The sequence below is a fragment of the Kordia sp. genome, from assembly GCF_022447245.1.
Lineage (GTDB): Bacteria > Bacteroidota > Bacteroidia > Flavobacteriales > Flavobacteriaceae > Kordia.
On sequence record NZ_JAKVBC010000025.1, the window covers coordinates 1 to 20,982 of the forward strand.

Consider the following 20,982-nt stretch of genomic DNA (forward strand, 5'->3'; position numbering starts at 1 on the left):
TGTACGTCCACAAAATTTGGCAGAAGATACAACACCAACCTTGCCCGTTATACAACATGCGGTTTCTTTCTTAGAAAAAGAAGGGAAACACTTTGATGCGATTTGTTTATTGCAACCTACAAGTCCATTTCGACCAAAAGGATTTTTAGATAAAGCGTTAGAAACATTCAAAGAAAAACAAACTGATTCGTTAGTTTCTGTATTAGAAGTTCCGCATCAATATAATCCACATTGGACATTTGAGCCAAATACAGATGGAATATTGCAAATCGCGACAGGAGAAAAAAATATCATTCCAAGACGACAAGAATTACCAAAAGCTTATCATAGAGATGGAAGTGTATATATTACCAAAACTAATGTACTAATGCAGGAAAATACATTGTATGGGAATTCATTAGCATATATTGTTTCCGAAGACAAATATTATGTAAACATTGATACGTTGGAAGATTGGGAAAAAGCGTCAGAATTAGCAAAAACAATTACACTTTGAAACTTGTAAAACATACTATAACAAATTTTCATATTTCTTTTGGAAAAGACGGTTTTGATATGCAGCTTTTCAAAAAAGAAAATCAAGGAAGTACGTTGTACACTTTTGAAAGTGAATCGTATGAAATTGTTTGGTATTCATCGGATCATGATGAAGAAAAAATATTAGCTTTTTGTGAAGAATTGCATGATAATTTTGAGAAAGCTTTAGAAAAAGCATACAATGTTTTGGGAGGTATTTTTGAAATTTTTATTCGCAATAACAAAAGTGATAAATTTTTTGTTTTAAGTGATTTACATGGCGTTAGTGGGAGTTTTAATTTAAATGTTGAAAATCAACTAGTTTTCTTCTTAAACTTCCAAAATTTCAAAGAATTACAAATTTCATTACAATTCGATCCACTTGGCGTACAAGGACATTTTGCTTTTGGATACCAAGTGCAACCGTTTCCATTACCCTACAAAGGAATTTCTAGAATTCAAGGCGGAAAATTGCACACTTTTGATGCTGATTTGAATCATTCAACAAAAGAATTGGCAATCACTTTTTCAAACGAAAAACCAACATTTTCATTACAAAATACCACAAAAGCTACTGAAAAGTTATTTTTTGGCGCAACAGCAGGAAAAGACAGTTTGGCATTGTTAGGTCAAGTCAAGGAAGGAAATGAACATTTAAAGGTGGGAAACTTTGGAAATGTCTATTCCGCAGATGTCATTCAAGGAAAGGAAGTTGCCGTAAAATTAGATATTTCATACGATCATACTACTTTGTGTGATGAAAGTGAATTTGAACATTATGCCAAGGAAATCGCCAATATTTCTGGTGGTTTAGGAACAATTTCCTATGTTGATATGCTCAAATTTGTAGATCAAGGAATTCCAAACGATTACAGTTATGTCATGGGTGAAGCAGGTGAATGTGTACGTATGTTTTTTCCTGAAGATTCGAATCTTTCAAAAGCTATGCACAACTATTTAACACCAAAAGAATTTTTAGCTGAATCATTTGTGTCTGATTATGAAGTGTTTATTGAATCGTATCCTGAGAATATTTCCTCAGAAATCATAAAAAATTACGAAGGAAACTCAAATGCTGAAATATTAGTCAATTTTTATCGAAAAGGACGTTTACCAGGGAATTTTGGGAATCGACACAAGATATTATCAGCCTTAAGAAATAAGATAACACCTTTTTTACACGAAAAATTCATTCAAACAACACACAATTTGCCACATGAACATTATAAAAACGATCAAATTCATGAGCAAATTATTTATGATTCCAATCAGGATTTATTAGCGTTTTTTAGAAATCCTGTACAGTCCGATATCTCTGTTCAAAACTGGAATCATCGCATTTCCAATGAAATAGGAGAGAAGTTGTATGAACTATTAGAAAAACATATTGATGCGTTAAAATTAGTGTTTGACACAAATAAAGTCTTGGCTTTGGCAAAAAAGCAACAAAAAAATCCGAATAGAGGAGTTTATTTTCTTTTCAGAGTCCTTTCAATGGCTATATTTGTGGACAATATCAATAACGCGATTACCCCATGCGAAAAAAGATAATTTCCATATTTGTGGGATATCAAAGTTTTGAAAATCATTACGCAAGTGATTTCTTTGAAACTCCCGAAAACATTGACATGTTGGTTTGGCACAACGTGAAGTCATCAGCATTGGGAAAATTGCCAAAAGACATTCAAACGCAGCAACTTCCTGAATTTGATTACAAAGGAAAAACTGACTTTTTACGCTATCTAAAAGCGAAGTCAACCTTGCGTTACAATGATAAAACACAAGCAACGAAAAAACATTTATTATACCGAGTTGCACCAGGAAAGAGTAATTTTAAGAAAAAACTAAAATTTGGTTTGATTAGCGTGTTATCAAGATGCTACGCTTCCAAAAAAGGAATTCAAAAATTAGAGGATAATTTCTTTAATCAAACGAGAACTTCTACATATTACAATCAATGTTTGGCATATCTTAAAGCAAATACGCCAGATATGATTTATTGTTCGCATCAAGTTTCCAGTTTATCGCTAGCGCCAGTATTGGCAGCACGTGATTTGGGAATTCCTGTAGTGAGTTTTATCCATTCATGGGACAATCTTCCAAAAGGAAATAAAATGCTCAAAGCTGATTATTACTTGGTTTGGAGCGATTATATGAAGGAAGAAATGACTGCGTATTATCCCGATGAAGTCAAAGAAAACAATATTAAAGTCACAGGAACACCACAATTTGTATGTTACACAAAACCAGAATATCTAATTGAAAAAGAATTATTCTACAAAGCATACAACTTACCAATAAACAAAAAATTACTCTGTTTTTCAGGAAATTTCACATCTATTGGTATGGACGATCCATTGTATTTAAAAGATCTAGCGGAAGCAGTAAAAGCGCATAATCAAACAAGCTCTGAGCAATATCATGTTATTTTACGTGCAAATCCAGCAGACTACAATCAAGGATTCATTCCAATTTTAGCCGAATATAAAGATGTTATTACGGAAGTCATTCCTACATGGAATCATGAAGAATTTCCATTGCCAGACACTTACAGACTGAACTCAAATTTAGGTGTTTTAGACAGTACATTGTACTACAGTAGTGCGATATTCAATATTGGTTCAACGATGGCATTAGATGCGATACTGTTAGGGAAACCAGCATTTTATTGTCATTACAAGCAAACAAATGGACACAAAGATTTTAATATAGATCGCTTGTATCAATTTGTCCATTTCAAAACATTTAACAAGCATCCAAAAGCGATTCATTTGTTGCAAAAACCAGAAGCTTTAGCAAGAATTTTACAAGATTTTGATACCTTAGAGCAACAAAATAGAGATGAACGTGCTGCCTGGGCAAAAAGTATTGCTAAACATCCGCTAAACGAGTTTCGTGCTCGAATGTATAATGCTTTTCAAAACGTATTGAGCTAATGCATATTGCTTTCTTACTTCGCGAATATCCACATGAAAAGCTCCCGAAATCTGCGGGAATAGGGACAAGTACGAAAAATTTGCTCAAAGCACTGGTAGATAAAGGATTGAAAATTACCGTGTTTACGTATTTTCAAGACAAACAAGAAGTTTTTCAAGATGGAGACATTACGATTCATAAAATAAAACTTCGTAAATATCCTGTATTAACATGGAAATTGAATGAAGGAATCATCAACAAATACATCAATAAAATTATCAAAAAAGACAAAATTGATGTATTGGAAGTGGTAGATTGGACAGGAATTACGGCAAATATGAACTTTTCCATTCCACAAGTAATGCGTTTGCACGGAAGCGATACTTTTTTTTGTCATTTAGAGGGAAGAGAAATCAAGCAAGCTAATTTTAATCGTGAACAAAAAGCACTTCAAAAAGCCACTAAAATCATTGCGGTAAGTCAGATTGTGGCTGAAAAGACAAACACATTATTCAATACAAATAGAGATATCACGGTAATTCCGAATGGAATATATGTGGAAGATTTTCAACCAGCTATATCCAAAAGACAAGGAGAAACAATACTATACTTTGGAACCTTAATTCGTAAAAAGGGCATTCTCGAATTGGCATATATTTTTAACGATTTAATTCAGAAAAATAGTAACTGTCAGTTATTATTGGTTGGAAATGATGCAAAAGATGCGAAAGAACAGCGTTCCACTTGGGAAATCTTTCAAGAAACACTTTCGGCGGAAGCTGCAAAAAAAGTAAACTATCTCGGAGTTGTGAATTACGATCGTATGAAGGAATTGATAAATGAAGTCAGTGTTTGTGTGTTTCCTTCGTTAGCAGAATCGTTCGGAATGGTGACTATAGAAGCGATGGCGCTTGAGAAACCATTTGTAAATACCAATTATCCGTGGGCAGAAGAAATTGTTGATGATAGGGAAACAGGTTTTTTAGTCGATCCGAAGTCACATGCGGAATTTGCAGATAAAATCAATTTGTTATTGACAGATAGGGATTTGGCTTCAAACATGGCAAAAAAAGCACGACAAGAAGCCATCAAACGATTTGATATTACTAAAATTGCAATTCAAAACATAACAGTTTATAACGCATTAATAACACAATAATGATCAATAAAGTACCTACAAAGCTTAAAAAACGGCGAAAAAAGTTTCAAAGTCATCCTTTAATCAAAGGAAATGCAAATGGTGCTTTGTTTAGATATATTAAATTTAATGTGATTCAAACCATAAGTCCAAAAGACAGAAAATACAATTGGATTCATGGATTGAAGTTTTTTGCTAAAAAAGGTGATGCGGGAATCGTATCAAATATATACATAAAACTAGCTGATTACGAGGATTCTATGTTTCTGATGAAACATTTGAAAAAAGATGATGTATTTGTAGATATTGGGGCAAACGTAGGACATTTTACCTTATTGGCTTCCGGTGTGGCAAAAGCACGAACGATTGCGATTGAACCAATTCCAAACACGTACGAAAAGTTGTTAAAAAATGTACATGTAAACAATTTACAAGATAATGTTGAATGTTTAAACATTGGTTTAGGAGAAGAAAAAGGCGAACTAAAATTTACCAAAGGTTTTGATGTCATGAACAGAGTTGCGCTTGAAAATGAAACCGTTCCCACAATTACGGTTCCTATCCAAAGGTTAGATGATGTATTGATAAGTGAAGAACCAACGTTTTTGAAAATTGATGTTGAAGGATTTGAATACTTCGTTTTAAAAGGTGCAACAGAAACACTTCAAAAATCATCTTTAAAATATATATTGTTAGAGTTTAACAATTCGGGCGATAAATTCGGAATTTCTGACGAAAAAGTCTTTGAATTTGTGACATCCTTCGGTTTTAAGCCAATTTCGTATGATGTAGAACAGCACAAAATACAGGTGGAAACATCATACCGAACAGATAAGTTTAATACAATACTCGTAAGAGAATAAGGAATTCATGCAATTTAGTCTCATCATTTGTACATACATGCGCCCAAAACCCTTGCAAACACTATTGCAATCGGTGGCTGCGCAATCATTGTATCCAAATGAGATTTTAATTGTTGATGGTTCTCGAAACGATGAAACGAAGGAAATATTAACCCAAAATCCATTCAAAAATCTACTTTATTTTAAAGTTGATGATGCAGATCGTGGGCTAACAAAACAACGAAATTTTGGAATTAAAAAAGTAGCAAATACCAGTGGAATTGTATGCTTTTTAGATGATGATACTATTCTTGAGAAAGAGTATTTTAAAAACCTCATAGAAACGTATAATACGTATCCAAAAGCGCTTGGAGTTGGTGGTTTTATTACGAATGAAGTATACTGGACGAAAATTACAGAGACCATAAAACCACCTGCGAAATCGTTTATAAATGATGGTTGGTTTAGAAGTGAATCGTTACGATTTAGATTGCGTAAAAAAATTGGCTTACTCGATGCTACGAAACCGTGTTATTTACCATCGTTCGCACATGGACGTTCTGTAAGTTTCTTGCCGCCAACGGATAAAATATATCCTGTGGAACTCTTTATGGGTGGCGTTTCATCATTCAAAAAAGAAATTTTAGACAAGATTAAGTTTTCCACCTATTTTGAAGGATACGGATTGTATGAAGATGCCGATTTTACACTGCGAGTTTCAAAATTGGGACAATTATATGTCAATACAGCTGCAAAGTTAGAACATCATCACGATGCAGCAGGAAGACCAAACCAGTATAAGTATGGTAAAATGGTCGTAAAAAATGGTTGGTATGTATGGCGTGTAAAATATGCGAATCCAAGCTTAAAAGCACGTTTCAAATGGAATGCAACGGTATTATTCTTGGCGTTTTTAAGGTTAACAAATATATTTACCCAATCACAAAAAAAAGCAGCATTCACAGAAGCTTTAGGTAGATTTGCCGCTTGGTTTCAACTTTGGTTTCAAAAACCTAAAATACAACGAGATACGGTTAAAAATGTTGTAAATTAATATGAATTTTCTAATTATCACACATGTTCTACATGCTCAAAAAGCCTCTGAATACCTCGCATACGCGCCGTATGTAAAGGAAATGAACTTGTGGTTGAAATATGTAGATAAAGTTACGATTGTAGCACCATTGTTGGAAGACAAAGAAATTCGTCCCATTGATATCGCATATGAGCATGACAATATCGATTTCAAATCAATTCCGGCGTTTAATCTATTAAGCATCAAGTCAAGCTTACAAACGCTTTTGGTGCTGCCTATTATCTTTTTTAAAATCATTGGCGCGATGCGAAAAGCAGATCATATTCACTTGCGCTGTCCAGGAAATATTGGATTGATAGGTTGTATTGCTCAAATTTTCTTTCCGTCGAAAACAAAAACTGCAAAATATGCAGGAAATTGGGATCCCAAGAGTAAGCAACCATTGAGTTATAGATTGCAAAAAAGAATACTGTCCAATACATTTCTAACCAAAAAAATGAACGTTTTGGTATATGGGGATTGGAAAAATCAAACAAAAAATATAAAATCGTTTTTTACTGCAACTTATCGAGATAGTGATAAAGCCGCGGTTGTAAAACGTACTTTTGACGAAACGATTCGTTTCAGTTTTGTAGGCTCACTATCGCCAGGAAAACGTCCGTTGTTAACCATTCAAACTGTGGAAGCATTGCGTCAACGTAATTATAATGTACGTTTGGATGTTTTTGGTGATGGCGCAAAACGAGAAGAGTTAGAAACATACATCAAACAAAACCAATTGGAGTCATTCATTACGTTGCATGGAAATGTAACCGCTGACGAAGTGAAAAAAGTACACAAAACTGCGCATTTTATGATGTTGCCATCTAAATCGGAAGGTTGGCCAAAAGTGGTTGCAGAAGCGATGTTTTGGGGAAGTTTGCCAATTGTGACTAAAATTTCTTGTGTTCCATATATGTTAGATGAAGGAAATCGCGGGATTTTAATTGATCCAACAGTAGAAAATGCAGTTTCAGAAATAGAAAAGGTGTTAAAATCACCTTCAACATATCAAGAAAAAGTAGAAAAAGCGATCGAATGGAGTAGAACATACACGCTTGATACTTTTGAAAACGAACTAAAATCATTGCTCTAAATGCTGAATGTTTACACAGATACAAAATTCATAGAGAAACATCCGAAAGGAGAGAAGTTTCCATTGATTTATGCCTTGTTGTTTGATGAACGCAATGAATTTATGGAAGTGAAGAACTATTACCAATTGGTAGATTCAATTGAAGAGGCAGCTGTAGCATTTTTACCATTTTCATGGAATTATTACCTGAATCAAAATTTGCGAGCTGAAGCAGAACATTTCATAGATGAATGTCATAAAAAGAATCTAAAAGTGTTAACGTATATTTCGGGAGACCAAGGTGTAACGCCAACAAGAAAAGATGTATATGTGTTTCGAAATAGTGGATACAAGAGTAAAAAATTGGAACATCAGATTTCATTTCCTGCTTTTTTCAAAGATCCGCTGGTACATTACATCAATAAAGAAGATCATCAAGTTCGGGTAAAAGAAACAAAACCTGTGATTGGATTTGTAGGCCAAGCCACACCAAATTTGCTAAAAGCAGCAAAAGACATTGGTTTGATCGTATATAGAAATCTAAAATTTCACTTAGGAAAAACGCGTTTAGAACCACAACAATGGTTTGCTGCTCCGTTTATGCGTTTCAAATATTTAAAACGTTTAGAAAAACATAAAGACATCAAAACGAATATCATTTATCGGGAACGTTATCGTGCTGGTGTACGTACAAATCGTTCGGCAGATAAGACTACGTATGAGTTTTATGAAAACATCAACGATTCCGATTATATATTCAATTTGCGTGGTGCAGGAAACTTTTCAGTACGTTTCTATCAAACCTTAGCTATGGGACGAATTCCGGTATTGATTGATACGGATTGTTTATTGCCTTTAGAAGGAATCATTGATTGGACGCAGCATTGCATCCGTATTCCACAAGGAAAAGAACATGAAATGGAACAACGATTATTGGAATTTCATCAAAACTTGACACAAGAGAAATTTGAAGAAATTCAGAAGGCGAATAGAAAGTTATGGGAAGACTACTTAACGTTAGTAAGCTTTTTTACCAGAATTCATGATTTGTTGAAAGATGTAAATTATAAATAACAAATTGAAATATTAACGAATAAAAAAACTATAACCTAACACCCAAAAATGAAAACCCTTCAAGTCATAGATACACTGGATACTGGCGGCGCTGAAAAACTGGCGGTTACGTATGCCAATGCGTTGGCGACAGAAGTAGAAGCCTCGTTTTTATGTACGACACGAAAAGAAGGAGTATTGAAGAATCAAGTAGTAAAAGAAGTCGGTTATTTGTTTTTGAATCGTAAAAGCACCTTTGATCTTGGAGCTATTAAGCGATTGAAATCCTTTATCAAAGAAAATGATATTAAGATTGTACATGCGCATGCAACTTCGTTTTTTATTGTGTTTTTGACGAAATTGATCTATCCAAAATTTAAAATGGTTTGGCATGATCATTACGGAAATAGTGAGTTTTTAGCAGAAAGAAAAGCCTTTGCTATCAAAATGGCTTCATACATGATGAATGGCGTGATCTCTGTTAATCAGCGTTTGAAAGATTGGGCAGAACAAAATTTAGCGGTTTCAAAAGTTGTGTATTTGTCAAACTTTCCGGTAAAAAGTGAAACTGTAAAAGCAAACACTAAGTTAAAAGGAGTTGATGGAAAACGAATTGTATGTTTGGCAAACTTACGTCCACAAAAAGATCATTTGTTATTGTTACAGGCATTTAAAATGGTGCAAAAAGAAGAATGGACATTGCACTTGGTAGGAAAAGATTTTGAGGATGATTATTCGCGACAAATCAAATTGTATATTCACGATCATGATTTGAGCGGAAAAGTCTTTGTGTATGGAAGTAGGGAAGACGTGTCTCATATTTTGAATCAATGTGATATTGGAGTACTATCTTCGAAATCTGAAGGTTTACCTATTGCATTATTGGAATATGGATTACACGAACTAGCCGCTCTTGTTACCAATGTAGGTGAATGTAGCAGAGTTGTTTCTGATGAAACGAAAGGTTATTTAGTACCGCCAAATGAAGTAAGTCAGTTTTCTGAAAAATTAGCGTTATTAATTGAAAATGAATACGAATGTTTTGCGAAAGCAAAAGAACTAACCAAACATATACAAGAAAATTTTGCTCAAAAAGCAATCATACAACAGTTACTAAGTTTTTACAACAAATTGTAAATGGCAACACGGACAGAATATATGGAAAAACGCTTAAAACTACTAGGGAAATCAAATTTCCTAAAGTTTACGTTATACCTAATTCTGATTTCGTATTTCTACAATTTAGCGGTTTTTTATTACAGTATCTCAGGAAATAATGAATTGCGTTTATACGATTTTGTTGGAGTGGTTGTTTTGTATCAGTTTTATCAAAATCGTGTGGTTTTACTGTGGTTTATCAACGAAAAAAAATACTTGTATTACCTATGGATATTCATCAAATGGTGTATGTTCATGATGATTTTCACCTTTTTTATTAGTTATCTAAATGGGCGTTTAACTTGGATTTTACGGACAACGCTGTTTATGTATCATTTCTTAATATTTTACTTTTCGTTTGTCTTCTTTTTAATTCTGATGCGACGTAGTAAAATACTGAAACAAATGGTGTATTTGCACATAATTTTGGTCATTATTGCGTCGGTAGTGGTATTATTACAGCATTTTGGAGCAGTTCCATATTTGTGGAGTGATTTAGATAGAAAAGCCTATGGTGGTTTTCTTTCGGGGATTCTAGGACCGAATAAGATTGTTTTAGGAATGGTCATGTATATTTCGCTGGTGACGTTTATTGGTGTTTTTTTACAAAGAGAACTACGTATCAACAAACTAATGCTTTTAGCGGGAATTCTTTTTGCAATGATCGCTTTAGGTTTGAGTGGCTCCAGAACAAGTTATGTTGGTTTATTGGTTTTTTTAGTCTATTTCTTTTTCCGCTCAACGGGGAAATTCATATATATGTCAGTCATCTTGGGTGCAGGGTTTTTAATTGTTTCTATGTACAATTCAGAAATCTTTACCATGATTGAAAATGTAATTAACGGACGTGTATTCAGTAAAATATCAGATCCATCGTTATTAGCACAAGGAAATGTAGATCAATTGTATGAAGATTTGGGTTCAGGGAGAAAAAATTTATCGCTGCTCTATGTTGATTATTTGCTTACTAATATATATGTAGTTCCTTTAGGTTCAGGCTTTAATAACTTTATTTTAGTTGGAAACTCGGCACACAATATGTATTTAACATTGATCAATGAAGTTGGCTTATTAGGCTTGTTTTTCTATGTACGATGGTTGACAAGCTATTTTAGTATAGAGTTTACCAAATTTAAACAATTAGGAATCGTGTTAAAAGGCCTTGTATTAGCAACAATGGTAACATTATTATTTGGAGAACAATTGTATGTTTACCGACCTGTTTTTGCTATATTGGGCATATTTTTATTTGCAACTGCAGTTTTACTAAGCCCTCGATATTACAAAAAGACATGACCAACTTTGCTGAACATATTATAGGAGTCGTCATTCCATATTACAACGCCGCAAAACATATAGAAAATGTAGTGCGAAAGTTGCCTGATTATATAGATAAAGTCATCATTGTAGATGATTGTGGAAAAGAACCAATTCCTGAAAGTTTGGTGCAACAATCTGAAACAGGTAATCGTATCGTTATTGTGCGAAACGAAAAGAATTCTGGAGTTGGTGGCGCTACAAAAAATGGATTCAAAAAAGCAATTGAACTACGATTAGATTATGTAATTAAAGTAGATGCAGATGATCAAATGGATAGTAAATATATTCCAGATTTGCTGCAACCACTGATTGAGAAAAAAGCGGAATATGCTAAAGGAAATCGTTTCAAAGACTTTAAAGCATTACGACAAATGCCGTTTGTTCGAAAAATTGGAAATCTTGGCTTATCCTTCTTAGTAAAAGCAGCTTCGGGATATTGGAATAACTTTGATCCTACGAATGGCTTTTTCGCAGTAAAAATTGAGTTGCTAGAAAAACTAGATTTCAAAAATATTCACCGCGATTATTACTTTGAATCGTCACTTATTGCTGAGTTGTATTTTCATGATGCAAGAATAAAGGATGTACCAATGCCCGCAAATTATGGGGATGAAAAGTCAAGTATGAAAGTGTGGAAAATTCCGTTTATCTTTATTCCAAAATTGACAAAAACCTTCTGGAAACGCATCTTTAAAAGCTATTTTATTTACGATTTCAACATTGCATCCATTTACTTGTTATTTGGTTTGCCAATGTTTCTTTTTGGTGTCATTTTCGGTATATACAATTGGATTTATTATTATAACATTGGAGAGTTTACACCAACAGGAACCATCATGTTGATTACGGTTTCATTGATTCTCGGTTTCCAATTGCTATTACAAGCCATACAGTTTGATATCTTAAAAGCACCAAAATCTGTGTCATGAAGCGCAAGCACATCTTTGTCATCATATTGAATGTTTGCATTGCTTTTGGGTATTATTTGGGGAATTTGTCTTCGAATGAAACACATTTAAGCTCTGACTTGCACAACATCATTCCGGTTTGTCTTAAAATGGACGATCCAACGTTGTTTCCGCATGATACCTTTGCGAATGACTTAGGAAATGTAAAATATTATACACCTTTTTATATAGAAACCCTGCGTTTCTTTGCCAATTTTACCGATGGAAATTATGTGCAAGCATTGAATCTACTCACGTTTATTTGTCATATTCTATTTGGATTATTATGGTATTTTTTACTGTTTCGAATTACAAGTAATTTTTGGATAGCACTGATTGTTTCTGTCTTCATGCGCGGTATTGTTTGGGTTCCAGGTTTTGAATATTGGGGAATTTCGGATATGTGGTCATTGTTGCCACGTGTTGTGTATTACGCCATCATGCCATTACCATTTTTACTGATCAGTTTTACCAACAAGCGAAAATTGTATTTGGCCACATTTTTAATTGGATTGCTTTTTAATTTTCATCCAATAACAGGATTGAGTGGTATTTTACTTTTTGTTGGATACATAGCAATGCATTCGTATCTCGAAAAGAAACAACTCAAAGCAATTTTTAGTCTTCAAAATATCATTCTAGGAGCAATTATTTTTGTAGGAATGTTACCTTTTTTTGTGAATTACTTGACAAATATTTCTGTAAAAGCAGATTACGATCTGGCATTGTATAAAGAAGCTTTAGCATTAAAGTATCCAAGTTTTATTACGGAACCAACGACGTTTTGGAAAGAATGGTTGTCAATAAAATATATCAGCTATTTTTCGGTAGTATTTGCGTTTGCCATATTTGCTAATTTAAAAGGAATCAGGAAAGACAAGATACGTGTAAAATATATGCTTATTTTAAGTGGATTATTGTTTCTACTCCCGAATTTAGTAACCTTTGTTGAATTGGGAGTAAACTCGATGTTTGACTTAAATATTAGAATGTCATTTCAATTGGTTCGCATGCAAAAACTATTGATTTTAGCGTTCTACTTTGCTATTTTATTTGGGTTGGATATTTTGTACAGAGATCAAACTTTTAAGAAAGTCGTTCCGTATATTTTTGGATCTTACGTATTGCTATTAGTGTTTGCCAAGAACCAAGAATTGGATAAAATTCCATTTGTTTCTAATGATATGGTGCGTCGAGTATTGCCAAATTCATTATCGGTTGCAAATATTGTAAATGGTCAAGAGAGTGAAGATTTAAACGATGTGTTACAATACATACGAAACAATACGCCAAAAGATGCTATTTTATTTGCGCCAGATATTGGTCGTTCAGGCGGACAACGTTCGGTAGTGTTAGATAGTAAAGGTGCAAATATGTTGATAGAAGGAAATCCAAAGCGTTTTGTGCAATGGTATCAGGACTATCAAAATTACAATAAATTGTCACGCATAGAATCCAATCAATTTTTACGTGATTATGGAGTGGAATATGTATTAATTTATATAGATTTACCGGAATTTGAATTGCTCTATCAAAAAGGAAGATGGCGATTGTATAAAATAGGTAATTAGGTGTTGTAATTCACCCAAACCCAAAACCCAAAATCTAGCATAATTTGAAACTTTTAAAAAAAATAGCAATAGTAGTAGTTATTATCGGATTTCTCTTTTCGAGTTACATCGCGTATTGCTATTTTACGAAACAACCTGTTCCTTTTTTTGGTAGAAAAATTACAGGAGCTTACTTTTCTATTGCTACAGGAACTACCAAAAATCCGCTAGAATGGAAGGTCTCAGAAGCTAAAGTTTTCAATAGAGAAAATAATAATATTCCAGAGAAACTGCTCATGGCAGATCCTTTTCTGCATCAAAAAGATGGAAAATGGTACGCGTTTTTTGAAATCATGGGTTCAACACATGCAGATATTGGTGTTGCTGTCGAAGAAAACGGTAGTTGGAAATACCTAGGAATTGCATTAGATGAAACGGTTCATCTATCATACCCATTAGTCTTTGAAAAAGATAGCGTTACCTATATGATTCCTGAAACCAAGCGTCATAGCCAAGTACGATTGTATAAAACTTCCAATTTCCCATTTGATTGGGAAGTGGATAAAGTACTCATTAAAGACAAGCGCTTGGTAGATGCAACGTATTTTGAAAAAGACAATGTTTCCTATTTATTTGCTACAGAAAACGAACTTTTACGCTTATATGTAGCCGATAGTTTGCAAGGTGAATGGACACAACATCCAAAATCACCAATTTTAACGGGAAACTATACGCGTTCTGCAGGAAGACTATTAAAACATAATGGACAATTGATACGTTTTGCACAAGATCACTTTGGCGGTTACGGCCGTGCCGTATATGGTTTTTCAATTGATTCTATCTCAAAAACAGTGTACAAAGAAACACAGCTAGATTATAACCCAATTCTAAAAAATCAAGGAGAAACTTGGGCAAAAAACGGAATGCATCATATTGATATTCATCAATTGCCAGATGGCACTTTTAAAGCTATTTTTGATGGGTATGGATATGGGAAAGAAAAAATTACGTTTAGCCTAACAAACAACTTTTAACCTAAAACAAATGAAGGCAACGAAAAAGCTTTTTAAAACTGAAATTGTAAAACGACTCAAAGCACAAGGAACAGATGAAGTATTGTCAGAAGCAGCTTTGCCAGCGTACGCTCATAAAAATCCAGTAATCGACCATATTTTTTGGAAGCGATTAAAAGTCGTAGCAAATTATATTCACAAGAAAAATAAAAAATCACTCAAAGTTATCGATTTTGGTTGTGGAACTGGTGTGATGTCTTATGAATTAGCAACGAATTCGCATGATGTCGTTGGTTTAGATTTAGACTTACGACCTGTAAATCTATTGAAAGAAAACATCAACTATCCAGATTCAATTACGTTTATGGAAGGTGATTTGTTTGATAAAAATTTAGAAGAGAACACCTTTGATGTTGTGATTGCTTTAGACGTTTTGGAGCATATGAATGATGATCAGCTACGCAAATACATGGGGAAATTCAGAAGTCTTTTAAAAGATGGAGGAGAAGTAATTATTTCTGGTCCAACGGAGAATTTCTTATATAAACTAGGAAGAAAATTGGCGGGACAAGATTTCACAGGTGATTATCACGATTCTGAAATTCAATCGATTCGTAAGATTGTCAGTGAAACCTATGAAGTAAAAAGTTTGGCGAAAATTTTACCAATTTTACCATTATTTGATGTTTTTGTAGCGCATAAAAAAGGATGATTGTTTATGTTGGAAATATCATTTCTGGTCACGGAAAAACGGCAACAACCATTGAAACGTTGGGGAAATTACTCCAAAAAGAAGGTTTTGAGCTAAAATTGACTTCCAACAAACAGAACAAAATATTACGTTTAGCAGACATGCTTTGGGCGGTTTTTAAGTACCGAAAAAAGCTGGATTATGTATTAATTGATACCTATAGCACCACAAATTTTCTGTATGCGTATTATGTGAGTAAACTGTGTATTTCACTTAAAATAAAGTACATTCCTATTTTGCATGGTGGAAATTTAGAAGAACGTTTAAAAAGCAGCAAAGCAAAAAGCGAACTAATTTTTAAGAATGCGTACGCCAACATTTCTCCATCATTATTTTTGAAAACGGTTTTTGAAAAATACGGCTATTCAAATCTAATACACATTCCTAATAATGTAGAATTAAAAGTATATCCTTTTAAAGAACGAAAAGCTGTTAAAGCGAAGTTGTTATGGGTTCGTTCGTTTGCTGAGATTTATAATCCGCAATTGGCGATTAGAGTTTTACATGGTTTGCAATTGAATGGAGTAGATGCATCTTTGTGCATGGTTGGACCACGAAAAGATGATTCGTTTGAAAAAACACAACAACTTGCCAAAGAATTAGATGTTGAAGTAACCTTTACGGGAAGACTTTCCAAAGAAGATTGGATTTCACTTTCTGAAGATTACGATATCTTTATCAATACTACAAAATTTGACAATACGCCAGTGAGCTTAATAGAGGCGATGGCACTCGGAATACCAATTGTTTCAACCAATGTTGGTGGAATTCCGTATTTGATAAACGATCAAAAAGATGGTATATTGGTCAATCCAAATAATCCCATAGAAATGATTTTTCACATTAAAAAACTAGTTACTACTCCAGAAATTGCTCAACAATTATCACAAAATGCACGAAAAAAAGCAGAGAGTTTTGATTGGGAAATAGTTAAAGAACAATGGAAATCGTTGCTTATGTAACCAATTACCATTGTTTATTTTTTAAACTAGTTTTTTTCATTGCGTTTAGTTTTTGAAAAAATAGCTTTTTACCATCTATAACTACTACTTCATTGGTTAGGTATTTTTGTATGTTGTTGTTATTCAGGTTTTTAGTTTTAATTTCTATTTCATTATAATTTGGATTATCAATAATGATGGTTTCGCTTTCATTTAAAAAATAATATGTAATTGTTTGAATCCTCTGAGTTTCAAATTCTACCATTCCATTAATATTTGCAACTTCTCCTTTGTTTATATCATTATTGATGATAATATTTGCAGATGAGAGTGGAAGTCCAGTTTCTGTTATCGTAATTTTTACGTTCCCTTTTCTTTCAGGGTTTATTTTACCTATGTATGTGGTGGTTAGATTTTTTGGTTGTTCAAAAGTATTTAGGACTATGCTGTCAGCAGCTATCTGCTTCCAATTGCCTTTGATAATATTTGCGCCGCCAACATCCATAAATACAAAATACTCAAAAGTTTTATCGGCTTTTAACTCAAGTTGACTACAGGCGAAATAGTTTTTTTTGCATTTACCGTATAAGCCAACAATTGATTCTTGTGATGTGCAAGATACCAGTAGAAATAGAGTGCAAAACTTTAAAAATTTCATTATTTGAATTTTATTTTCATTAAAACTACTTTTATTTTAGAAAACTTACTGTACTAATTGAGTAAATATGTCTTTTTAGTGAGTTAATTATATATTTAGGTTTTTATTTTTTAGAGAAGCTCGCATAAAAAAAGAGCATCAACCAATTGTCAATGCTCTTTTTTTATGATTCTAATTAATATACTTTAATTTAAACTAAAATGCTTTTCATAGATCAAATCAGAAAAAACATCATTAAAAATATCATCTTGCTTGTTGTAAATTTTGGCATTTACTTTTAAAATGTCAAGGTTCCAGTGGTGTAATTTTGAGATTAGTTCATACACTTTCTGGTTAAGATGATAGGAGAGAATAGGAGTTCTAAGGTCGCGATTTCCCCATATGATTTGTTTATACTCTTTCTGCTTTTTCATTTCATCATACAAAATATTCAATCCTCTTATATTGGTGAAATTTTCATGATCTAGCGCATCTAAAATGATTTTGTTTGTATCTGATAAAACAAAAGTAATTTCGTCAATGTCTTTCCTAGCAATTAATACACTTATTTCATCAATAGTATCCTTATCAAAAACAATAGAGTTTCCTAGTGAGGTTATATAATAATTTTCACTTTTGGAAACATCATTTATGACTGCTTCTAAATGATCGGTAGGGCAAATAAAATATAAATGTTTTTTCATTGAGAATGTATGCAATGTGAGAAAATTAAGGTCTTAGAGACTTTTCATATCAATAACTTCAAAATTTCTAGCATCAAAATAATCATCAATTCCATACTCTGTATTAATGATAATACCACCAAGCAATGTTACTTTATCTACATGAAATTCATCTTTACATGTCTTTAAATGTTCATGAATTTTTTTATTGATGATTTCATAGGTAGCTTCAGTAATGGCTTTTTCTTGATTGTCACTTTCTAGAATTTGTTTTTTGTATGGCAATAAACTTTCTTCTAACTTCATTTGTTGATAATCATCATCATTGTCGGTATTTGGAGTATATCCTTCTTCTTGAAATCTGCTCAATGCTAACATTAATGCTCCACAAGAGTTTCCAGTAGCTTCTTGACGTGGACGATACATTTTTCCTAAATCTCCATCAAGAGTAACACCAATATGCGGACCGTAAAAGATAAATGCACTACCATCATCTGGAATGTGATGTGCAAAAGCAGTCATACCTGTTTGTCCAACAAATGGAATTCCTCCTAAACCGCCCATTACAAAAGGTCCAAATAGTACATTAAAAAATGTAGTGGAAGGAATATTAATATCATCAGAGCATACAGAAGTAGCCATTAATACTTTTGAAACATCAAGATTGTATTCATTTTGTAATCTTCCTAAATAATGAATAGAAGTATCTTTTGCTCCCATAGCATTTGGGAAAAAATCTTTTACGACAGTGTCGAATTTTCTTTGTAACATATATGATAATTTTGTGTTATAAATAGTTAGTTAAATGTTCCACTTTAACTGTCCTAAAGATATGCAATTAATTTTAAACGCAACTTAGTTGCATTTAAAAACTTGTTATTTTTTCTTAATCATATACGAAGTAGTTGTTTTTGTAAATACCAATATTGTATACAGCTAATTTGAAATATAAGAATACATGAAATTTGCTTCTGCATGATTTGAAGAAACAAGAACTAATTTTGAATTTGATTATCGGTATCGTATTATGCCAATTTTAGCAGCACATTGATACTACCTGCTAATAATTCTTCTTCGGTGTAGTTTTGAAAATCTTTATGAAGAGTGAGTTCTTTGAATTTACGGTATTTTTCAGAGTTTTTGTCGCAAGTATCATAGTCTAATGAAATGACTTCATAACCTGCTTTTTCAAATATTTCCAGATAGTTTGGCAAGCGCAAGCGATTGTGGTAATCAAATTTTGTATGTTGCTTTTTCCATTCCTCTGGACTATATTTTAAGAAATCGTAATACGAAAGAGACTTGTCATCATAGGCTCTGTGATCACTTGGCGAAATCATGTGTAAAATATACGCCGACTTCGGTAGTATTTTAGCAAAGTTTTGATGAATTTTTAATAAATCCTCGGGAGGAATATGCTCTAAGACAAATCGGGAAAAAACCAGATCAACATGCTCGCCAATGTTTATAGAAGTATCTGCTAAATTCGTTTTAGGATAATATTTAACATTGTTAGGTAGCGCATACTTTCCCTTTTCTGAAGCAATATCTGTATTGTAATGTTCTTTGTAATACGTGTTTAATTTGTTGATTGTTTTTGAATCGTAATGCTCGTTAATGTCATAAGTAACAACAAGCGCAGCATCCGCAGAATGTATGAATGAATAGGGAATAATTGGCGCCCAACCAGAACCTAATTCTAAAATCGTTTTATTTTCCAAATTAATAGCTTCTTTCGAAAGAATTTCCAGAGCTTCTTCAAAAGATCTACCATTTGTTTTTACCTTAAAATTGACACTGTTTCTGTTGAGAAACTTCTGCAATTGGTGATAAATCCCGTATCCTAATGAATTTGGTAAAATATCTAAGGACTTAAAAATAAAAGATTTGGTTTTGTGATTCATATCATGAATAGATTCGCTTGCAAAATAACAAATAAAAACGGATTATCTTCACCTCTTTATATGTATTCAATTAATTTTTGTAATAAAGCTTAGTTGTTTTTGAATTGATTGGAAATCCCCAATTTTTATGGTACATTTCGCCACTGATTAGTTTTAAAATTATGCTCCACAAGTTTATTTTTCAATTAGGTGAACGCTTACGAAATCCTTCGATACGGAAGTGGTTTGCATTTTTAAAACAGTCTGAAAAATGGTCAATAGAAGCTTTGGAAGCCTATCAGTTACAACAATTGAAAGAATTGGTAACTTTTGCCAAAGCAAACTCAGACTATTACAAAGAAAAGTTTGCTAATATTGATCCAACATCATTTTCTACGCTAGAAGATATTCAACAATTACCACTATTATCTAAGCAGGACGTATTGCTTCACACAGAAGAAATTCACACGAAACATAATTTTAAAAAGGTTTTTAATGCTACAACTTCAGGCTCTTCAGGAGATCCTTTAGTATATCAACGGGAAGAAAGCGCCGATTCATTTAACAGAGCTTCTATTTTTAGAGGGTATTCATGGCACAATGTACAACCTTGGGAGCGTAATGGCTATTTTTGGGGATTTGATTTTTCAACTTTTAAACGATTTAAAATCTGTCTCTTAGATGCCTTTCAGAATCGTTTTCGTGTGTTTGATTACAAAGAAAAAGCATTTAAAAAGTTTGTTAAAAAATTACAACGTGCACGATATATTCACGGATATTCCTCCATGATTTACCAATCTGCAAAACTGATTAATGATCAAAATCTTCCAAAACCTAAGCACATTAAAATGGTCAAAGGAACTTCTGAGAAGATCTATGACAGTTATAAAGAAGAAATTCAAAAAGCTTTTGGTGTGCCTATCATCAGTGAATATGGTGCTGCAGAAACAGGAATCATTGCTTTTGAATGTAAAGAAGGCAATATGCATATCAATATGGAAGGTGTAATTGTTGAAGAAATAGACCATCAAATTGTAGTTACCAATTTACAGATGAAGTCGTTTCCAATTATTCGCTATCAATTAGGCGATTATATTGAGTTGGCCTCCAAAGAAAAAAAGTGTGCTTGTGGGAAAGTTCATTGCATTTTAGAAGAAGTAACAGGAAGAATAGGAGAGAACGTCTATGGAAAGAAAGAAATTTACCCGAGTTTGTACTTCTATTACATCTTTAAAAACTTAGCAAACAAGCATAACCTAAAACTTACGTATCAAATTATCCAAAAAGAAAAAGGAATTCTTATATTTAACCTCGAAGAAAACTTAAGCAATACAAATGAAAAAAAGTTAAGACAAGAGATTCATAATTATTTTGCTAGCGATATTGACTACACTATTTGCCCAAATGTGAAAAAGAAAGCTGGTAAAGAAAAAACTAAAAGTTTTATCTCTTATCTTTAATAGCAAGTCATGGCCTCAACCTCA

Annotated in this window: 20 protein-coding genes; 16 read left to right on the plus strand and 4 right to left on the minus strand. The window is 33.0% G+C overall.

The genetic code is table 11. The annotated features are described in order from the left end of the window. From MK119_RS16035 to MK119_RS16105, 15 genes are all read left to right on the plus strand, one after another. On the plus strand, window positions 1–496 hold a 496-nt coding region (locus MK119_RS16035), incomplete at its 5' end, for an acylneuraminate cytidylyltransferase family protein (RefSeq protein WP_290680636.1). After that, window positions 493–2,067, plus strand: coding sequence for a hypothetical protein (locus tag MK119_RS16040; RefSeq protein WP_290680638.1), 1,575 nt, complete (start codon window positions 493–495; stop codon window positions 2,065–2,067). The genes MK119_RS16035 and MK119_RS16040, both read left to right, overlap by 4 nt. Then, window positions 2,052–3,452, plus strand: a complete 1,401-nt coding sequence (locus tag MK119_RS16045; RefSeq protein ID WP_290680640.1) for a hypothetical protein — start codon at window positions 2,052–2,054, stop codon at window positions 3,450–3,452. The genes MK119_RS16040 and MK119_RS16045 overlap by 16 nt, the downstream gene beginning before the upstream one ends. Further along, the gene (locus tag MK119_RS16050; protein WP_290680642.1) at window positions 3,452–4,591 is read left to right on the plus strand and encodes a glycosyltransferase family 4 protein; all 1,140 of its coding nucleotides are present in this window, start codon (window positions 3,452–3,454) and stop codon (window positions 4,589–4,591) included. The genes MK119_RS16045 and MK119_RS16050 overlap by 1 nt, the downstream gene beginning before the upstream one ends. Continuing rightward, window positions 4,591–5,433 (plus strand): FkbM family methyltransferase, encoded by an 843-nt coding sequence (locus tag MK119_RS16055; RefSeq protein WP_290680644.1) that lies wholly within the window; start codon window positions 4,591–4,593, stop codon window positions 5,431–5,433. The genes MK119_RS16050 and MK119_RS16055 overlap by 1 nt, the downstream gene beginning before the upstream one ends. 7 nt (window positions 5,434–5,440) lie before the next feature. Further along, entirely contained in the window at window positions 5,441–6,466 is a 1,026-nt protein-coding gene (locus tag MK119_RS16060) for a glycosyltransferase (RefSeq protein ID WP_290680646.1), read from the plus strand. Window position 6,467: 1 nt separating this feature from the next. Continuing rightward, on the plus strand, window positions 6,468–7,583 hold the full coding sequence (locus tag MK119_RS16065) for a glycosyltransferase (RefSeq protein ID WP_290680648.1): 1,116 nt from the start codon (window positions 6,468–6,470) through the stop codon (window positions 7,581–7,583). Beyond that, window positions 7,584–8,636: a hypothetical protein gene (locus tag MK119_RS16070; protein WP_290680650.1), complete on the plus strand. Its 1,053-nt coding sequence runs from the start codon at window positions 7,584–7,586 to the stop codon at window positions 8,634–8,636. Between the two features lie 48 nt (window positions 8,637–8,684). Next, complete coding sequence (locus MK119_RS16075) at window positions 8,685–9,752, plus strand: glycosyltransferase (RefSeq protein ID WP_290680652.1); 1,068 nt, start codon at window positions 8,685–8,687, stop codon at window positions 9,750–9,752. Further along, complete coding sequence (locus tag MK119_RS16080; RefSeq protein ID WP_290680654.1) at window positions 9,753–11,069, plus strand: hypothetical protein; 1,317 nt, start codon at window positions 9,753–9,755, stop codon at window positions 11,067–11,069. Next, window positions 11,066–12,022, plus strand: a complete 957-nt coding sequence (locus tag MK119_RS16085) for a glycosyltransferase family 2 protein (protein WP_290680655.1) — start codon at window positions 11,066–11,068, stop codon at window positions 12,020–12,022. The genes MK119_RS16080 and MK119_RS16085 overlap by 4 nt, the downstream gene beginning before the upstream one ends. Beyond that, on the plus strand, window positions 12,019–13,611 hold the full coding sequence (locus tag MK119_RS16090; protein WP_290680657.1) for a hypothetical protein: 1,593 nt from the start codon (window positions 12,019–12,021) through the stop codon (window positions 13,609–13,611). The genes MK119_RS16085 and MK119_RS16090 overlap by 4 nt, the downstream gene beginning before the upstream one ends. A gap of 44 nt (window positions 13,612–13,655) precedes the next feature. Further along, a complete protein-coding gene (locus MK119_RS16095; RefSeq protein ID WP_290680659.1) occupies window positions 13,656–14,624 on the plus strand; it encodes a hypothetical protein in 969 nt (322 codons plus the stop codon). A gap of 10 nt (window positions 14,625–14,634) precedes the next feature. Next, window positions 14,635–15,315 carry a class I SAM-dependent methyltransferase gene (locus MK119_RS16100; protein WP_290680661.1) on the plus strand — a complete coding sequence of 227 codons (681 nt, stop codon included), beginning with the start codon at window positions 14,635–14,637 and terminating at the stop codon, window positions 15,313–15,315. Further along, a complete protein-coding gene (locus MK119_RS16105; protein ID WP_290680662.1) occupies window positions 15,312–16,316 on the plus strand; it encodes a glycosyltransferase family 4 protein in 1,005 nt (334 codons plus the stop codon). The genes MK119_RS16100 and MK119_RS16105 overlap by 4 nt, the downstream gene beginning before the upstream one ends. Window positions 16,317–16,320: 4 nt before the next feature. On the opposite strand, the gene MK119_RS16110 is transcribed toward MK119_RS16105, so the two are convergent. From MK119_RS16110 to MK119_RS16125, 4 genes are all read right to left on the minus strand, one after another. Then, complete coding sequence (locus tag MK119_RS16110) at window positions 16,321–16,953, minus strand: hypothetical protein (RefSeq protein ID WP_290680663.1); 633 nt, start codon at window positions 16,951–16,953, stop codon at window positions 16,321–16,323. 185 nt (window positions 16,954–17,138) lie between these two features. Next, entirely contained in the window at window positions 17,139–17,636 is a 498-nt protein-coding gene (locus tag MK119_RS16115; RefSeq protein WP_290680665.1) for a hypothetical protein, read from the minus strand. A 33-nt stretch (window positions 17,637–17,669) separates the two neighbouring features. Then, window positions 17,670–18,386, minus strand: coding sequence for a hypothetical protein (locus tag MK119_RS16120; RefSeq protein ID WP_290680667.1), 717 nt, complete (start codon window positions 18,384–18,386; stop codon window positions 17,670–17,672). Window positions 18,387–18,640: 254 nt separating this feature from the next. After that, the gene (locus MK119_RS16125) at window positions 18,641–19,519 is read right to left on the minus strand and encodes a methyltransferase domain-containing protein (RefSeq protein WP_290680669.1); all 879 of its coding nucleotides are present in this window, start codon (window positions 19,517–19,519) and stop codon (window positions 18,641–18,643) included. Window positions 19,520–19,680: 161 nt separating this feature from the next. Here MK119_RS16125 and MK119_RS16130 point away from each other — a divergent pair, with 161 nt between their 5' ends. Further along, a complete protein-coding gene (locus MK119_RS16130) occupies window positions 19,681–20,958 on the plus strand; it encodes a phenylacetate--CoA ligase family protein (RefSeq protein WP_290680671.1) in 1,278 nt (425 codons plus the stop codon). The last annotated feature ends 24 nt before the right edge of the window (window positions 20,959–20,982 follow it).